Annotated in this window: 15 protein-coding genes and 1 pseudogene; 12 read left to right on the top strand and 4 right to left on the bottom strand. The window is 72.9% G+C overall.

Annotated features, from left to right (window positions below; translation table 11 throughout):
• Nucleotides 1–2 precede the first annotated feature (2 nt).
• Nucleotides 3–704, bottom strand: a complete 702-nt coding sequence (locus tag HYE82_RS23740) for a nitroreductase family protein (RefSeq protein WP_179176171.1) — start codon at nucleotides 702–704, stop codon at nucleotides 3–5.
• 88 nt (nucleotides 705–792) lie between these two features.
• On the opposite strand from HYE82_RS23740, the gene HYE82_RS23745 reads away from it, so the two are divergent.
• Nucleotides 793–1,497, top strand: coding sequence for a tyrosine-protein phosphatase (locus tag HYE82_RS23745; RefSeq protein WP_256987591.1), 705 nt, complete (start codon nucleotides 793–795; stop codon nucleotides 1,495–1,497).
• Entirely contained in the window at nucleotides 1,497–2,048 is a 552-nt protein-coding gene (locus tag HYE82_RS23750) for a GNAT family N-acetyltransferase (protein WP_179176173.1), read from the top strand. Before HYE82_RS23745 ends, HYE82_RS23750 begins: the two co-directional genes overlap by 1 nt.
• A 106-nt stretch (nucleotides 2,049–2,154) precedes the next feature.
• Here HYE82_RS23750 and HYE82_RS23755 read toward each other — a convergent pair whose 3' ends face one another.
• Nucleotides 2,155–3,168, bottom strand: a complete 1,014-nt coding sequence (locus HYE82_RS23755; protein WP_179176174.1) for an NADP-dependent oxidoreductase — start codon at nucleotides 3,166–3,168, stop codon at nucleotides 2,155–2,157.
• Between the two features lie 99 nt (nucleotides 3,169–3,267).
• Between HYE82_RS23755 and HYE82_RS23760 the strand changes: the two genes are divergently transcribed.
• The 4 genes from HYE82_RS23760 (at nucleotide 3,268) to HYE82_RS23770 (ending at nucleotide 7,003) form a co-directional block, all read left to right on the top strand.
• A complete protein-coding gene (locus HYE82_RS23760; protein WP_179176175.1) occupies nucleotides 3,268–4,167 on the top strand; it encodes a LysR family transcriptional regulator in 900 nt (299 codons plus the stop codon).
• Between the two features lie 257 nt (nucleotides 4,168–4,424).
• Complete coding sequence (locus tag HYE82_RS38380; protein WP_256987592.1) at nucleotides 4,425–4,559, top strand: hypothetical protein; 135 nt, start codon at nucleotides 4,425–4,427, stop codon at nucleotides 4,557–4,559.
• 88 nt (nucleotides 4,560–4,647) lie between these two features.
• On the top strand, nucleotides 4,648–5,688 hold the full coding sequence (locus HYE82_RS23765) for a 3-isopropylmalate dehydrogenase (RefSeq protein ID WP_179176176.1): 1,041 nt from the start codon (nucleotides 4,648–4,650) through the stop codon (nucleotides 5,686–5,688).
• A 229-nt stretch (nucleotides 5,689–5,917) separates the two neighbouring features.
• Entirely contained in the window at nucleotides 5,918–7,003 is a 1,086-nt protein-coding gene (locus HYE82_RS23770) for a branched-chain amino acid aminotransferase (protein ID WP_179176177.1), read from the top strand.
• Between the two features lie 85 nt (nucleotides 7,004–7,088).
• Here HYE82_RS23770 and HYE82_RS23775 read toward each other — a convergent pair whose 3' ends face one another.
• A complete protein-coding gene (locus HYE82_RS23775) occupies nucleotides 7,089–7,244 on the bottom strand; it encodes a hypothetical protein (protein ID WP_179176178.1) in 156 nt (51 codons plus the stop codon).
• 39 nt (nucleotides 7,245–7,283) lie between these two features.
• A pseudogene (locus HYE82_RS23780) lies at nucleotides 7,284–7,682 on the bottom strand (cytosine permease); the annotation flags it as partial.
• Nucleotides 7,683–7,795: 113 nt separating this feature from the next.
• Here HYE82_RS23780 and ureA point away from each other — a divergent pair.
• The 6 genes from ureA to HYE82_RS23810 all read left to right on the top strand — a co-directional run.
• Complete coding sequence (ureA, locus tag HYE82_RS23785; protein ID WP_179176179.1) at nucleotides 7,796–8,527, top strand: urease subunit gamma; 732 nt, start codon at nucleotides 7,796–7,798, stop codon at nucleotides 8,525–8,527.
• Complete coding sequence (locus tag HYE82_RS23790) at nucleotides 8,524–10,257, top strand: urease subunit alpha (RefSeq protein WP_179176180.1); 1,734 nt, start codon at nucleotides 8,524–8,526, stop codon at nucleotides 10,255–10,257. The genes ureA and HYE82_RS23790 overlap by 4 nt, the downstream gene beginning before the upstream one ends.
• 47 nt (nucleotides 10,258–10,304) lie before the next feature.
• Nucleotides 10,305–11,351: an agmatine/peptidylarginine deiminase gene (locus HYE82_RS23795; RefSeq protein ID WP_179176181.1), complete on the top strand. Its 1,047-nt coding sequence runs from the start codon at nucleotides 10,305–10,307 to the stop codon at nucleotides 11,349–11,351.
• A gap of 39 nt (nucleotides 11,352–11,390) precedes the next feature.
• Entirely contained in the window at nucleotides 11,391–11,999 is a 609-nt protein-coding gene (locus HYE82_RS23800) for a TetR/AcrR family transcriptional regulator (protein ID WP_179176182.1), read from the top strand.
• Between the two features lie 281 nt (nucleotides 12,000–12,280).
• Nucleotides 12,281–13,909 carry a citramalate synthase gene (gene cimA / locus HYE82_RS23805; RefSeq protein WP_179176183.1) on the top strand — a complete coding sequence of 543 codons (1,629 nt, stop codon included), beginning with the start codon at nucleotides 12,281–12,283 and terminating at the stop codon, nucleotides 13,907–13,909.
• A gap of 102 nt (nucleotides 13,910–14,011) precedes the next feature.
• Nucleotides 14,012–15,312 (top strand): hypothetical protein (locus HYE82_RS23810; protein ID WP_179176184.1); only part of this gene is annotated, 1,301 nt, incomplete at its 3' end.

The raw sequence follows: 15,312 nt of genomic DNA on the forward strand, positions 1-15,312 counted from the left end.
GCTCAGAACTCGACCAGGACCTGCTCCAGGGACTTGCGGACCAGGTCGGGGACCTCGCAGTCGTCGGCCGGATAGCCGACCGGGATCACGGCGAAGGCCTTCTCGTTCTCCGGGCGGCCCAGCACGTGGGAGAGGAAGCGCATCGGGCTCGGCGTGTGGACCAGCGCGGCCAGGCCCGACAGGTGCAGGGCCGTCAGCAGCATCCCGACCGCGATGCCGACCGACTCGTCCACGTAGTAGTGCTTGCGCTTCTCGCCGTCGGGGCCGAGCCAGTAGCGCTGCCGGAAGACGACGATCAGGGCCGGGGCATCGGTGAGGTGGGTCTTGACCGCGTCCGTGCCGAGGGGGCGCAGCGCCGCCAGCCACTCGTCGCCGAGCCGGCCGTCGTAGGAGATCTCCTCCTCCTGCTCGGCCGCGGCGCGGATCTGCCGGCGCACGGCCGGGTCCTTGACCAGGACGAAGGTCCACGGCTGCTGGTGCGCCCCGGACGGCGCGGTCGCCGCGCACGCGACGGCATCGCGGACGACCTGCTCGGGTACCGGGTCGGGGGAGAAGTGGCGTACGGTGCGCCGCTCGTCCATCCGCGTGCGCAACTCGGCGGCGCGCCCCAGGGATTCGCTGCTCGGCATCCGCTCGGGCCGGTAGGCGACAGGCCGGTACGGCTCGCCGTGGGCCGGGGTCCAGTGCTGGGCGGTAGGTGACATGGGGCGAGTCTGCCGAGGGGGGAACCGCGCGGGCCAGGACCGCGTCCCGACCGTCTGTCCGTTGTGTGACGACAGGGGGGTATTGGCGATGACGAGCACCGGCCGTTTCCTGGACTGGGAAGGCTGCTTCAACATCCGCGAGCTCGGTGGTCTGGGGCAGGTGGCGCCGGGCCGGGCGGTCCGGGCCGACGCCCTCGACCGGCTCACCGCCCGCGGCTGGACCGCGCTGGCCGACCACGGGGTGCGCACCGTCGTCGACCTGCGCAACGACGGCGAGGCGGAAGCGGACCAGGCACCCCGCCCGGCCGGACTGAGAACCGTCCGCATCCCGCTCGACGGGATCGAGGACCGCGAGTTCTGGGACGAGTGGTGGGGGCGTCCGGGATTCGGCACCCCCGCCTATTTCCGGCCGTTCCTCTCCCGCTTCCCCGAGCGTGTCGCCGCCGTCGCGGAGGCAGTCGCCGACGCCCCGCCCGGCGGCGTGGCCTTCCACTGCGGCCTGGGCCGCGACCGCACCGGCATCATCGCCCTCGTGCTGCTGCGCCTGATGGGCGCGGAGCCCGGTGAGATCGCCGACGACCACGGGCTGAGCGAGCCCCGGGTCCGCGCGATGTACGCCGCGCGGGGGCGCGCGTACGACAGCACCGAGATCGAGGAGTACGTCGCCGGGCTCGGGACCACCGTGCACCGGCTCGCCCTCGACACCGCGCGGTGGCTGGACCCCGAGCCGTACCTGCGCGCGGGTGGCCTGAGCGCGCCGGTGCTGCTCCGGCTGTGCCGGAGACTGGGGTGATGAGTGATACGCCGGTGATACGGCTCGCCCACACCTCGCAGCTGGAGGAGGACGAGCTCGACGGGATCAGGCAACTGCTCGACGAGGCCTTCGACGGGGACTTCGGCGAGGAGGACTTCGAGCACGCCCTCGGCGGCATGCACGCCCTGGCGTACGGGCCGGACGGGGAACTGCTCGCGCACGGCAGCGTCGTCCAGCGGCGGGTGCTGCACCTAGGCCGGGCGCTGCGCTGCGGCTACGCGGAGGCCGTGGCCGTACGCCCCGGGGCGCGGCGCCGGGGCCTGGGCGGCGCCGTCATGGCGGCGCTGGAGGAGGTCGTGGCCCGGGCGTACGCGCTCGGCGCCCTCTCCGCCTCCGACGAGGGGGCCGCGCTGTACGAGAGCCGCGGCTGGACGGTGTGGGGCGGGCGGATCGGGGCGCTCTCGCCCGACGGGCCGGTCCGCCTCGCCGAGGAGGAGGGGACGACGTACGTGTGGGTGCCCGAGGGCGGGGCCCTGCCGGACTCCGCCGGGGAGCTGTGGTTCGACTGGCGGGACGGGGACGTGCTCTGACGCTCCGCTGGTGGTCCGGTCATGCTGGTGGTCCGGTCATGCAACCGCGGGCCGGTGAGGGCTGGTCGCGCAGTTCCCCGCGCCCCTGAGGGGCGGCTGATCGGTCTCATCCGTCGAGACGGACCAGCATCTTGCCCGTGTTGTCCCCGCGGAGCACCCCGAGGAAGGCCTCCACCGTGCGGTCGATCCCCTGGACAACGGTGGTGTCGGTGCCGACGCGGCCGCTGCGCAGGTGCGGTACGACGAACTCCTCCAGTTCCTCCTGCAGGTCGGTGTGGTGGCGGACCAACACCCCTTCCATGCGCAGCGACTTGTGCACCACCTCGAAGAGGTTGCGAGGCGCGGCGGGCGAGCGGTCGCCGTTGTACATGGAGATGCCGCCGACCCAGGCGATCCGCCCGAACTCGCGCAGCGAACCGATCGCGCCCTCCAGGTGGTCCCCGCCCACGTTGTCCACGTAGACGTCGATGCCGTCGGGCGCCGCCTGCGCGAGCTGCTCGCCGACCGGTCCGTCGTGGTAGTCGAAGGCGGCGTCGAAGCCGAGCACCCCGGTGAGGTGGCGTACCTTCGCCGCGGACCCCGCGCTGCCGATGATCCGGCGGGCGCCCATCAGCCGGGCGAGGCGTCCGACGGCGGTGCCGACGCCGCCCGCCGCGGCCGAGACGAAGAGGTCCTCGCCCTGGCACAGGGCCGCGGTCCGGGTGAGGGCCGCGTACGCGGTCAGGCCCGTGCCGCCGAGGATGCTCAGGTACGCCTCCAGCGGGACCCCCTCGTACGGGCGCAGGAGGCGGGTGCCCTCCACACCGAGGGCGACGAGGGCGTGGGTGCGCCAGCCCTCGCGGTGGAAGACCAGGTCGCCCTCGCGCAGCCCCGGGTCGCGGGAGGCGAGCACCCGGCCCACCGAGCGGCCCTCCAGCGGGGTGCCCAGCTGGAAGCCGTCCTCGCCGCCGTCCATCAGCCCGCGGTGGTACGGGTCCACGGAGAGCAGCAGGTTCTGCACCAGGGCGGTGCCCGGGGCCGGCTCCGGGACGGCGGTGCGGACGAGGGTGAAGTCGGAGGCGAGGGGGAAGCCGGCGGGACGGGCGGTCTGGTGTACGGCGTAAGCGGTGTTCGCGGTCATGGGCAGACCGTAGGAAGGAATCGGCGGGCCGGGCAGAGGGCTGCGATCATGGAAGCCGCAGATCCATGAGACCTGCTCATATGCCGAGGTGGGAGCCCCATGACAGCAGCCGGACCGGCCGAACTCGCCCCGCGTGAACTGCGGATCCTGGTCGCCGTCGCCGAGACCGGCGGTTTCTCCGCCGCGGCCGTCCGCCTCGGCCTCACCCAGTCGGCCGTCTCCCACTCGGTGCGCGGCAGCGAGGCCAAGCTCGGCCTGGTTCTCTTCGACCGCGGCCGCGCCGGCGCATCGCCCACCGCCGCGGGGGCGCGGGCCGTCGCCCTCGCCCGGCGGATCCTCCGGCTGTACGAGACCCTCGGCTCCGAGGTGCGCGCGGCCGCTGCCGGCGGCGGGCGCGACGCCCTGCAGGGGGTGCTGCGCGTCGCGGCCTTCCGCAGCGCGGCCCTGCACCTGCTGCCGCCCGCCCTCGACCGGCTCACGGCCCGGTATCCCGGCATCCGCCCGGAGGTGCGGGTGGTGCGCGAGATCGGCGCCGGCGCGGCGGGGGAGGTGGCCGCCGGCCGAGCCGACCTGGCCGTCGCCACCCTGGACGCGGACGGCTCCGGGCTGCCGCCGGGCCTGCTGAGCGGGGTGCTGGTGGAGGAGGCGTACGCCCTGGTCCACCCGGCGGGACACGCCGACCCGAGGTCGCTGCCGCTGCTGGACTGGGACGAGAACTGCGGCTCGTACACCCGCGCCTGGTGGCGGGCGCAGGACTGGATCCCCTGCGCCACGGTCAAGGCGGAGGACGACGGGATGGTGCTCACCATGGTGGGGCGCGGGCACGGCATGGCGATCATGCCCGAGCTGTCGCTGCGCGAGGCGGACGACTCCGTCGGCATCACCGGTCTGGGCCCTTCGGGGCCGGTGAGACGCGTGGGATACGTCACTGCCCCGGAATCCGCTGCGACCGCTGCCGTCAAGGCTCTGATCAGGGAACTTCGCTCCGTCAAGGCCTGAAAACGGATGTCCGGAGAGATCCTTCCGGGAGGGTGCGCGTCTCAGATAGTAGGAAGTCCGAGTAAGTGTGGAGACATACAGCGGGACCTTGCCCTAGCTTTGTAGGAGCCGAACGTCTCGCCGATCAGGCGAATGGCGGCCGACGACGCGCGCCCCCGGCAGGCAACCCCTGCGGCGCAGCGCTCCCGCCCCTTCCGGCGCCTTGAAGGATTCCCTCATGCGGCCCCTCGTGCCGCGCTCTCAAGGAGTCGATCACCATGACGAAGACCTCCCCCGCCTCCGCCCGCCGCGTCCGCCGCTCGGCCGCGGCCGACGCCGACCGCAAGAACGCCGCCGCCGCCCTGCAGCGCGCCCTCGACCGCCGCGACAACGGCGGCTCGGCCGGCCACTGACCCGGCGCACCCCACCGTGCGGGACATATTGCGTCCACATGGTGGACGCAATATGTCTGAGGCTTGGGACAGGGAGTACGGTTCCGACATGTCGACCAGCATCAATCTCGCAGTGATCCCCGGTGATGGCATCGGCCAGGAAGTCGTGGCTCAGGGCCTCAAGGTCCTTACCGCGGTCCTGCCGCAGGACGTGAAGCTGGAGACCAAGGAATACGACCTCGGCGCCCGCCGCTGGCACCGCACCGGTGAGACCCTCCCGGACGCGGAGCTGGAGGCCCTCAAGCAGCACGACGCGATCCTGCTCGGCGCCATCGGCGACCCGTCGGTCCCGTCCGGCGTCCTGGAGCGCGGGCTGCTGCTCAAACTGCGCTTCGCCTTCGACCACTTCATCAACCTGCGCCCCTCCAAGCTCTTCCCGAACACGGCCACCCCGCTCGCCGGCCGCCCGGAGATCGACTTCGTCGTGGTCCGCGAGGGCACCGAGGGCCCGTACACCGGCAACGGCGGCAGCCTGCGCACCGGAACCCCCGCCGAGGTGGCCACCGAGGTCAGCGTCAACACCGCGTACGGCGTCGAGCGTGTCGTCCGTGACGCGTACGAGCGGGCCAACGCCCGACCGCGCAAGAAGCTGACGCTGGTGCACAAGAACAACGTCCTCGTGTACGCGGGCCACCTGTGGAAGGGCATCTTCGACAAGGTCGGCCGCGAATACCCCGAGGTGACCACCGACTACCTGCACGTCGACGCCGCGACGATCTTCTTCGTCACCCAGCCCGAGCGCTTCGACGTGATCGTCACGGACAACCTCTTCGGCGACATCCTCACCGACCTGGCCGCTGCCGTGACCGGCGGGATCGGCCTGGCCGCCTCCGGGAACATCAACCCGACCGGCGCCTTCCCGTCCATGTTCGAGCCCGTCCACGGCTCGGCCCCGGACATCGCCGGCACCGGCAAGGCCGACCCGACCGCGACGATCCTGTCCGTCGCCCTGCTGCTGCGCCACCTCGGCCACGAGGACCGCGCCGCCCGCATCGAGGACGCCGTCTCCGCCGACCTCGCGGAGCGTGACGGCACCTTCCGCACGACCGACCGGATCGGCGACGCGATCGCCGCACGAGTAGCCGGCTGACCCGGCAGTTCCACCCAGGAAGCCGCCGGGTCGCGCGACCGACGCACCCGGCGGCTTTTCCTGTGCGGTCCCGGGTGCCACCATCTCCCTGGGCCGCACACGCCCCGCTTCTCCGCGGACGGCTCGCGCGCGATAATCGAACGCGAGACCGCGGAATGCGGGGAAGCTCGGACGTCCTGTACGCCGTGAGCGCGGTCCGCCATACACAACCGGTGAAGGACATGCACTCATGACGATGCCCACGATCGAGCTCAAGCCCTCCTCGAACCCGCTGTCCGATGCGGAGCGCGAGGCGATCCTGGCCAGCCCCGGCTTCGGCCGCCACTTCACCGACCACATGGTGACGATCAAGTGGACCGAGGGCCGCGGCTGGCACGACGCGGAGCTGGTCCCGTACGCGCCGCTGTCGATGGACCCGGCGAACATGACCCTGCACTACGCGCAGACGATCTTCGAGGGGCTCAAGGCCTACCGCCAGCCCGACGGCAGCGTCGCCACCTTCCGCCCGGAGGCGAACGCCGAGCGCTTCCAGGCGTCCGCCCGCCGCATGGCGATGCCGGAGCTGCCGACGGAGCTGTTCATCGAGGCCTGCGACGCGCTCATCAAGCAGGACAGCGCCTGGGTGCCCTCCTCCGGTGAGGCCTCCCTCTACCTGCGGCCGTTCATGTTCGCCACCGAGGTCGGCCTCGGCGTCCGCCCGGCCAACGAGTTCCTCTTCATGGTGATCGCCTCCCCGGCCGGCGCCTACTTCGCCGGCGGCGTCAAGCCCGTCTCCGTCTGGCTCTCCGAGGAGTACGTGCGCGCCGTCAAGGGCGGCACCGGCGCCGCCAAGACCGGCGGCAACTACGCCGCGTCCCTCGTCGCCCAGGCGCAGGCCGCCTCGCACGGCTGCGACCAGGTGGTCTGGCTCGACGCCGTCGAGCACCGCTGGATCGAGGAGATGGGCGGCATGAACCTGTACTTCGTGTACGGGGACCGCATCGTCACCCCCGAGCTGACCGGCTCGCTCCTGCCGGGCATCACCCGCGACTCGCTCCTCGCCATCGCCCGCGACCTCGGCTACACGGCCGAGGAAGGACGCATCTCCACCGAGGACTGGAAGCGCGACAACGAGAACGGCACCCTGACCGAGGTGTTCGCCTGCGGCACCGCCGCCGTCATCACCCCCGTCGGCTCCGTCAAGTCCGAGCGCGCCGACTGGACCCAGGGCGACGGCGAGCCCGGCGAGGTCACGATGAAGCTCCGCAAGGCGCTGCTCGACCTCCAGACCGGCCGCGCCGAGGACACCCACGGCTGGATGCACCCGCTCGGCTAGCCGTTCCCGCCCGAACGACCGGAGGCCCCTGCGCGCGCGGGGGCCTCCGGTCGTCGTTCGCCGACAGGGGGTGCGGGGAGCGGAGTCAGCGCTCCCCGTCCGCCTCGCTCTCGCTCCGCTTCTTCTTGCGGTCGTCGTTCGTCCCGTCCGGGCCGAGGCCCACCAGTGCGTCGCCGAAGGCGTAGGCCAGGCCGGCCATGCCCTTGACGATCTTCCCTGCCACGTACGCGAGCTCTTCCACGACGCCTCCCGTTTCCCTTCCGCCCTGCGTGTCCCAGTCCTAGTCGGTCGCGACCGCGGCCCTCCCCGCCGCCCCGGCGGCCGGAGCCGCCCCGGGCAGGACCGTCGGCGCGGCGTACACCGCACCACCGGCCAGCCCCGACAGGATGAAGCTGCAGTCCACCCCGCCGGTGAGGGCCAGCAGCGGGCCCTCGTACAGCGGGGTCGAGACCGCGGCCAGGCCGACCGCCGCACCCGCCGCCCAGGAGGCGGTGGCGCGGAGGTTCCACCCGCCGCTGTACCAGTAGACGCCGCCGCGGGCCCGGCGGTTGAAGACCTGGAGGGATTCGGCGTCGTACCGGCCGCGGCAGCGGCGGTGGCCGATCAGCGTGATGACCGCCCAGGGGGTGCCGATCGCGGTCAGCAGCAGCACGAACGAGGTCATCGTGGACTGCACGTTTGAACGTCATTCAATGTGGCCCAGCCCTTGGTGCAAGGTCAATAGTTTCCGAGCAACGATTGAAGGGTTAGAGTGATGCTCTAATCCCTCGATGGCAAAGGTGGTGGATCGGCGTGCGGCTGACCCCTACGGAGCGCGACCGGCTCCTGCTGCGCAGCGCCGCGGAACTGGCCCGGGCCCGACGGGCCCGGGGCCTCAGGCTCAACGTCCCCGAGGCCACCGCGCTCATCGCGGACACGGTCTGCGAGGCCGCACGCGACGGCAAGCGCCTCGCGGAGGCCATCGAGGAGGCCCGCGGCGTGCTCGGCCCCGACGACGTCCTGCCCGGCGTGGCCGACGTGGTCACGGAGGTGCACGTGGAGGCCGTCTTCGACGACGGCTCCCGCCTCGCGGTGGTCCCGGCCCCGATCCGGGGCGCGGTCCCCCTCGGCGACGACGCCCCCGGGGCGGTCGTGCCCGGCCCCGGGACCCCGCAGCCGGAGCCGGCGGTGCGCCTGCACGTGCGCAACACCGCCTCCGTCCCGGTGAGCGTCACCTCCCACTTCCACTTCTTCGAGGCCAACCCCCGCCTCGACTTCGACCGGGCCGCCGCCTACGGCATGCGCCTGTGCGTCCCCGCCGGCTCGTCCGTCCGGTTCGACCCGCACGGAGAGGCCGAGGTCGGCCTCGTCCCCATCGGCGGCGGCCGCATCGCCGTCGGCTTCGCCGGGCTGGTCGACGGCCCGCTGGACGCCCCCGGTGCCAAGGCGCAGGCACTGGCCAGAGCGCAGGCCTGCGGCTACCTCGGCGCCGACGGCGACCCGCACGGCCCGAGCGACCCGAACGGCCCGGAAGGAGCCGCATGAGCAGGCCCACCCGGCACAGCGGCCACTGCGCGCCGGGCAGCCGGCACATCGACCCGCACGAGTACGCCGCCGTCTTCGGCCCCCGGGCCGGGGACCGGGTCCGGCTCGGCGACTCCGGGCTCACCGTGCGCGTCGAGCACGACGCGCAGGCCCCGGGCGACGAGTTCCTGGCCGGCTTCGGCAAGACCGCCCGCGACGGCCTGCACCTCAAGGCCGCCGCCGTCCGGGAGACCTGCGACGTCGTCATCAGCAACGTGCTGGTCATCGACGCCGTCCTCGGGATCCGCAAGATCTCCGTCGGCATCCGCGAGGGCCGCATCCACGCGATCGGCCGGGCCGGCAACCCCGACACCCTCGACGGCGTGGACGTCGTCGTCGGCACCGGCACGAGCATCGTCTCCGGCGAGGGCCTGATCGCCACCGCCGGCGCCGTGGACACCCACGTCCACCTGCTCTCCCCGCGCATCATGGAGGCCTCGCTGGCCGCCGGCGTCACCACCGTCATCGGCCAGGAGTTCGGCCCCGTCTGGGGCGTCGGCGTCAACTCCCCGTGGGCGCTGAAGCACGCCTTCGGCGCGTTCGACGCCTGGCCCGTCAACATCGGCTTCCTCGCCCGCGGTTCGTCCTCCGACGCCGCCCCGCTGGTCGAGGCCCTCGCCGAGGGCGGCGCCTGCGGCTTCAAGGTGCACGAGGACATGGGCGCCCACACCCGGGCCCTGGACACCGCACTGCGCGTCGCCGAGGAGCACGACGTCCAGGTCGCCCTACACTCGGACGGCCTCAACGAATGCCTCTCCGTCGAGGACACCCTGCGCGTCCTGGACGGCCGCACCATCCACGCCTTCCACATCGAGGGCTGCGGCGGAGGCCACGTTCCCAACGTGCTGAAGATGGCGGGCGTGCCGAACGTCATCGGCTCCTCCACCAACCCCACCCTCCCCTTCGGCCGGGACGCGGTCGCCGAGCACTACGGCATGATCGTCTCCGTCCACGACCTCAAGCCGGACCTCCCCGGCGACGCCGCCATGGCCCGCGACCGCATCCGCGCCGGCACCATGGGCGCCGAGGACGTCCTGCACGACCTGGGCGCGATCGGCATCACCTCCTCCGACGCCCAGGGCATGGGCCGGGCCGGCGAGACCGTCCGCCGCACCTTCGCCATGGCCGCCAAGATGAAGGCCGAACTCGGGCCGCTGGCCGGCGACGGTGAGAACGACGACAACGCCCGCGTCCTGCGCTACATCGCCAAGCTCACCATCAACCCGGCCCTCGCCCACGGACTCGCCCACGAGATCGGCTCCATCGAGGTCGGCAAGCTCGCCGACATCGTGTTGTGGCGCCCGCAGTTCTTCGGCGCCAAGCCCCAGCTCGTCCTCAAGTCCGGCTTCCCCGCGTACGGGGTCACCGGCGACCCCAACGCCGCCACCGACACCTGCGAACCGCTGGTCCTCGGACCGCAGTTCGGCTCGTACGGGGCCACCGCCGCCGATATCTCGGTGGCCTTCGTCTCCGCGGCCGCGGCCACCCTCGGCTCCGACACCATGCCCACCCGCCGCCGGCGCGTCGCCGTGCGCGGCACCCGCGGCATCGGCCCCGGGGACCTCCTGCTCAACTCCCGGGTGGGCGCGGTCGACGTGGACGCGCGCAGCGGGCTCGTCACCCTCGACGGCGAGCCGCTGCGCTCCCCGGCGGCCGACTCGGTCTGCCTCAACCGCCTCTACTTCTTCTGACCAGCACGGCCTCTGACCGGCACAGCCCCTCAAGGACACCCCCTGCCATGACCAAGCCCGCCGCCGACGGATTCCGGATGCCCGCCGAGTGGACGCCCCACGAGCGCACCTGGATGGCCTGGCCGAGCCCCAACCCGACCTTCACCGACGAGCGGGAGCTCGCCGAGGCCCGCGCGGCCTGGGGAGCCGTCGCCCGCGCGGTGCGCGCGTACGAGCCCGTCACCCTCGTGGTGTCCCCGGGCGACGCCGAGGGCGCCCGCGCGATCGCCGGCGCCGGCGAGGGCCACGCTCTCACGGTGGTCGAGCGCGAGCTCGACGACGCCTGGATGCGCGACATCGGCCCCACCTTCGTCACCGACGGGAGCGGCGGGCTGGCGGCCGTCGACTGGACCTTCAACGGCTGGGGCGCCCAGGAATGGGCCCGCTGGGAACACGACTCGAAGATCGCCCGGCACGTCTCGGACCTCGCCGGCACCCGCACCTTCAGCACCCCGCTCGTCAACGAGGGCGGCGCCGTCCACGTCGACGGCGAGGGCACCGTGCTGCTCACCGACACCGTGCAGCTCGGCGAGGGCCGCAACCCCGGCTGGACCCGCGAGCAGGTCGAGGCCGAGATCCACGCCCACCTCGGCACCACCAAGGCGATCTGGCTGCCGTACGGCCTGGCCGGCGACTACGGCACCTACGGCACGCAGGGCCACGTCGACATCGTGGCGGCCTTCGCCCGGCCGGGCGTGGTGATGGTGCACACCCAGCCCGACCCCGCCCACCCGGACCACGAGCGCAGCAGGACGATCGCCGCCCTCCTGCGCGCGGCCACCGATGCCCGGGGCCGTCGGCTGGAGGTCGTGGAGATCCCGGCGCCGACCGTGCTGGAGGTGGACGGGGAGTGGGTCGACTACTCCTACATCAACCACTACCTGTGCAACGGCGGCGTGGTGCTGTGCGCCTTCGACGACCCGCGCGACGAGGAGGCGGCCGACATCTTCCGCGGCCTGTTCCCGGAGCGCACCGTCACCCTCGTCGACGCACGTACGATTTTCGCCGGGGGCGGCGGTGTCCACTGCATCACCCAGCAACAGCCGAAGGTCTGACCGGAGGCGGACCGGCAGCGGAACGACGAGGAGCAGCCCATGGCGGCGGACGGAGCACGTGCGGCACGGAAGAACGCACCGCCGCGCGAGGACGTCCTCGCCGCCGCCATGGCCACGATCGCCGCGCGCGGCCTGGACGGCCTCACCATGGCGGGCCTGGGCCGCGAGGTCGGCATGAGCAGCGGCCACCTCCTCTACTACTTCGGCAGCAAGGACGAGCTGCTGCTGCAGACCCTGGAGTGGAGCGAGGCGGCGCTCGGCACCGAGCGGCGGGCCCTGCTCGCCCGCCGCGGGCCGGTGCGCGAGCGCCTGAACGCGTACGTGGACCTGTACGTGCCCGACGAGGCCCGGGACCCGCACTGGACGCTGTGGCTGGAGGTCTGGAACCGCTCGCAGAACGCCGGCCCCGGCGAACGCGACCGGCAGGCCGCCATCGAGGGCGCCTGGCACCGCGACCTGGTGGCACTGCTCGCCGAGGGCATCTCGCGCGGGGAGTTCCGGCCGGTGGACCCCGACCGCTTCGCGGCCCGGCTGCGGGCGCTGCTGGACGGGTTCAGCATCCAGGTCGCCGTCGGCCTGCCCGGGATCGGGCGGGAGGACATCCTGGCCCACGTCTCGGAATTCCTGGATCAGTCTCTCGTATCGTGAGACGCCCCCGGCGTCCGAGGGCCCGGTGTGACACACTGCGAACGTGCTTGCTCAGCTCGTGATTATCGGCAGCAGCGCGCCGGTCCGCAGTGGCCGCTGAACCGTGGAAGACCTTCGCGGGGGCGGCCACCGTGCCCCAGACCCGCGCGCAGACCTCTCGCACCCGCGAGGGGTCTTTTCGTTTACCGGCTCGCACCCTGCCGGGAAGGCGATGCGCGCGATGATGGGGGCAGTGGAACCCGGGCATCCGGAACCACTCATCCGACAGGAGTCAGACCAGCATGACGACGACAGAGGCGACAGCGCCGGACGCGGCCCGGGGACCCGACGATGCCTTCCACGTCTTCGACACCACGCTGCGCGACGGCGCCCAGCGCGAGGGCATCAACCTCACTGTCGCGGACAAGCTGACGATCGCCCGGCACCTGGACGAGTTCGGGGTGGGCTTCATCGAGGGCGGCTGGCCGGGCGCCAACCCCCGCGACACCGAGTTCTTCGCCCGCGCCCGCGCCGAGATCCGTTTCAAGCACGCCCAGCTCGTCGCCTTCGGCGCGACCCGGCGGGCGGGCGGCTCGGCCGCCCAGGACCCGCAGGTGCGGGCCCTGCTGGAGTCCGGCGCCCCGGTGATCACCCTGGTCGCCAAGTCCCACGACCGCCACGTCGAGCTCGCCCTGCGCACCACCCTCGACGAGAACCTGGAGATGGTCCGCGACACCGTCTCCCACCTGGTCGCCCAGGGGCGGCGCGTCTTCGTCGACTGCGAGCACTTCTTCGACGGCTACCGCGCCAACCCCGAATACGCCAAGTCCGTGGTCCGCGCCGCCCACGAGGCCGGCGCCGACGTGGTCATCCTCTGCGACACCAACGGCGGCATGCTGCCCGCGCAGATCGGCGCCACCGTCTCCACCGTGCTCGCCGACACCGGGGCCCGCCTCGGCATCCACGCCCAGGACGACACCGGCTGCGCGGTCGCCAACACCCTCGCCGCCGTCGATGCGGGCGCCACGCACGTCCAGTGCACCGCGAACGGCTACGGCGAACGCGTCGGCAACGCCAACCTCTTCCCGGTCGTCGCCGCCCTGGAGATCAAATACGGCCGCCGGGTGCTGCCCGAGGGCGCGCTCGCCGAGATGACCCGCACCTCGCACGCCATCGCCGAGGTCGTGAACCTGACCCCGTCCACGCACCAGCCCTACGTCGGCGTCTCCGCCTTCGCGCACAAGGCGGGCCTGCACGCCTCGGCCATCAAGGTCGACCCGGACCTGTACCAGCACATCGACCCCGAACTCGTCGGCAACACCATGCGGATGCTGGTCTCCGACATGGCCGGCCGCGCCTCGATCGAGCTCAAGGGCAAGGAGCTCGGCGTCGACCTCGGCGGGGACCGCGCCCTGATCGCCCGGGTCGTCGAGCGGGTCAAGGAGCGGGAGCTGGCGGGCTACACGTACGAGGCCGCCGACGCCTCCTTCGAGCTGCTGCTGCGCGCCGAGGCGGAGGGCCGCGCCCGCAAGTACTTCCGCACGGAGTCCTGGCGCGCCATCGTCGAGGACCGCCCGGACGGCACCCACGCCAACGAGGCCACGGTCAAGCTGTGGGCCAAGGGCGAGCGGATCGTCGCCACGGCGGAGGGCAACGGCCCGGTCAACGCACTGGACCGGGCCCTGCGGGTGGCCCTCGAACGCTTCTACCCCCAGCTGGCCAAGTTCGAGCTGACCGACTACAAGGTCCGCATTCTGGAGGGCACCCACGGCACGGAGTCCACGACCCGCGTCCTCATCTCCACCACGGACGGCACCCGCGAGTGGTCCACCGTCGGTGTCGCCCCCAACGTGATCGCGGCCTCCTGGCAGGCCCTGGAGGACGCCATCACGTACGGCCTCCTGCGCGCGGGCGTCGAGCCCGCCGAGTGACCGGCCGCCCGAAGGGCCGCGCCGCAGTACGCGCGCCGTCGGGAAGTCGTTCCTTATGTCCGACTCACACGGAAAACCGGTGGTTCCGGTAGCGTCGGGAGTATGAAGGGCAGGCTGATATCCGTACTTCCCGGGCTCCTGCTGGCCCTGTCTGCCGGCGTCCTCGCGACCGCCCCGCAGGCTTCGGCGGCGACCGGGCCCGAAGCCGTCGCGGAGGCCCTCAAGCAGGGCCCCGTCTACGTCGACCCGCGCGCCGCGGCGCAGCTGCCGAAGGGCGAGGCGGACGCGCTGGCGAAGAAGATCAAGGACGCCGACAAGCCCGTCTTCGTCGCCGTGCTGCCGAACACCGCGGAGTTCCCGGCCGAGAACGTGCTGCGCACGGTCCGCACCGAGACGGGCATCACCGGGCTGTACGCGATCCGGCTCGGCGACGGGTTCAACGCCGGCGCCGACCCCGCGGTCATGCCTCCCCACGCCGTGCGCAACCTCACCGACGCCGTGAAGGCGGGCGGGCCGGTGGACGCGGGCACGCAGCTGAACAACTTCGTCGACCAGGCCCTCCCCCAGGCCAGGGGCTCCGCCCCGGCCTCCTGGAGCGGCGGCGCCGGCACCGGCGACGGCGTCCCGGTCGGCGGGCTCGTCACCCTCGGCGCGGTCGCCCTGATCGGCGGCGGCGGTGCGTACGCGATGGTCCGCCGCAGCCGCAGGAAGAAGGAGGAAGCGGAGCGCGAGGCCGTGGAGAAGCTCCGGAAGGTCGTCGACGAGGACATCACGGCCTTCGGCGAGGAACTCGACCGGCTGGACTTCCACCCCGCGGAGCCCGGCGCCGACGACGCCATGCGGGCGTACTACTCCCAGGCCCTCGACTCGTACGAGAAGGCCAAGGACATCATGGCCGCGGTGCAGCATCCGCAGGAGGTGACGGGAGTCACCCGGGCACTGGAGGACGGGCGCTTCGCCCTGGCCGCCCTGGACGCGCGGCGCCGGGGCAGGGCGCTGCCCGAGCGGCGTCCGCCCTGCTTCTTCGACCCGCGGCACGGGCCCAGCACCGAGGACGCCGACTGGGCGCCCGCGGGCGGGGCCGCCCGCAGCGTGCCCGTGTGCGCGGCGGACGCCGTCCGGCTGCGCGAGGGCCGGGACCCGATGGTCCGGACGGTGGACACCGAGTACGGGCCGCGCCCCTACTACGACGCGGGCCCCGCGTACGGCCCGTGGGCCGGCGGCTACTTCGGCGGAGGCGTGCTCCCCGGCCTGCTGGTGGGCACCGTGCTGGGCTCGATGATGTCGCCCGGCCACGCCTACGCCTCCGACTTCGGCGGCGGCTTCGAGGGCGGGGACTTCTCGGGCGCCGACTTCGACTCCTCCGGCTTCGGGGGAGGGGACTTCGGCGGCGGCGGGGGCTT

The organism is Streptomyces sp. BR123 (assembly GCF_013401435.1).
Classification (GTDB): domain Bacteria; phylum Actinomycetota; class Actinomycetes; order Streptomycetales; family Streptomycetaceae; genus Streptomyces.

Excerpts from the sequence above, each read along its gene's own strand:
- HYE82_RS38380 (WP_256987592.1), top strand. The coding sequence starts at position 4,425 with ATGACGAAGACCTCCCCCGCCTCCGCCCGCCGCGTCCGCCGCTCGGCC.
- HYE82_RS23800 (WP_179176182.1), top strand. The coding sequence starts at position 11,391 with ATGGCGGCGGACGGAGCACGTGCGGCACGGAAGAACGCACCGCCGCGC.
- HYE82_RS23755 (WP_179176174.1), bottom strand. The coding sequence starts at position 3,168 with ATGACCGCGAACACCGCTTACGCCGTACACCAGACCGCCCGTCCCGCC.
- HYE82_RS23795 (WP_179176181.1), top strand. The coding sequence starts at position 10,305 with ATGACCAAGCCCGCCGCCGACGGATTCCGGATGCCCGCCGAGTGGACG.
- HYE82_RS23790 (WP_179176180.1), top strand. The coding sequence starts at position 8,524 with ATGAGCAGGCCCACCCGGCACAGCGGCCACTGCGCGCCGGGCAGCCGG.
- HYE82_RS23760 (WP_179176175.1), top strand. The coding sequence starts at position 3,268 with ATGACAGCAGCCGGACCGGCCGAACTCGCCCCGCGTGAACTGCGGATC.
- HYE82_RS23745 (WP_256987591.1), top strand. The coding sequence starts at position 793 with ATGACGAGCACCGGCCGTTTCCTGGACTGGGAAGGCTGCTTCAACATC.
- HYE82_RS23750 (WP_179176173.1), top strand. The coding sequence starts at position 1,497 with ATGAGTGATACGCCGGTGATACGGCTCGCCCACACCTCGCAGCTGGAG.
- cimA (WP_179176183.1), top strand. The coding sequence starts at position 12,281 with ATGACGACGACAGAGGCGACAGCGCCGGACGCGGCCCGGGGACCCGAC.
- HYE82_RS23770 (WP_179176177.1), top strand. The coding sequence starts at position 5,918 with ATGACGATGCCCACGATCGAGCTCAAGCCCTCCTCGAACCCGCTGTCC.
- HYE82_RS23765 (WP_179176176.1), top strand. The coding sequence starts at position 4,648 with ATGTCGACCAGCATCAATCTCGCAGTGATCCCCGGTGATGGCATCGGC.
- HYE82_RS23740 (WP_179176171.1), bottom strand. The coding sequence starts at position 704 with ATGTCACCTACCGCCCAGCACTGGACCCCGGCCCACGGCGAGCCGTAC.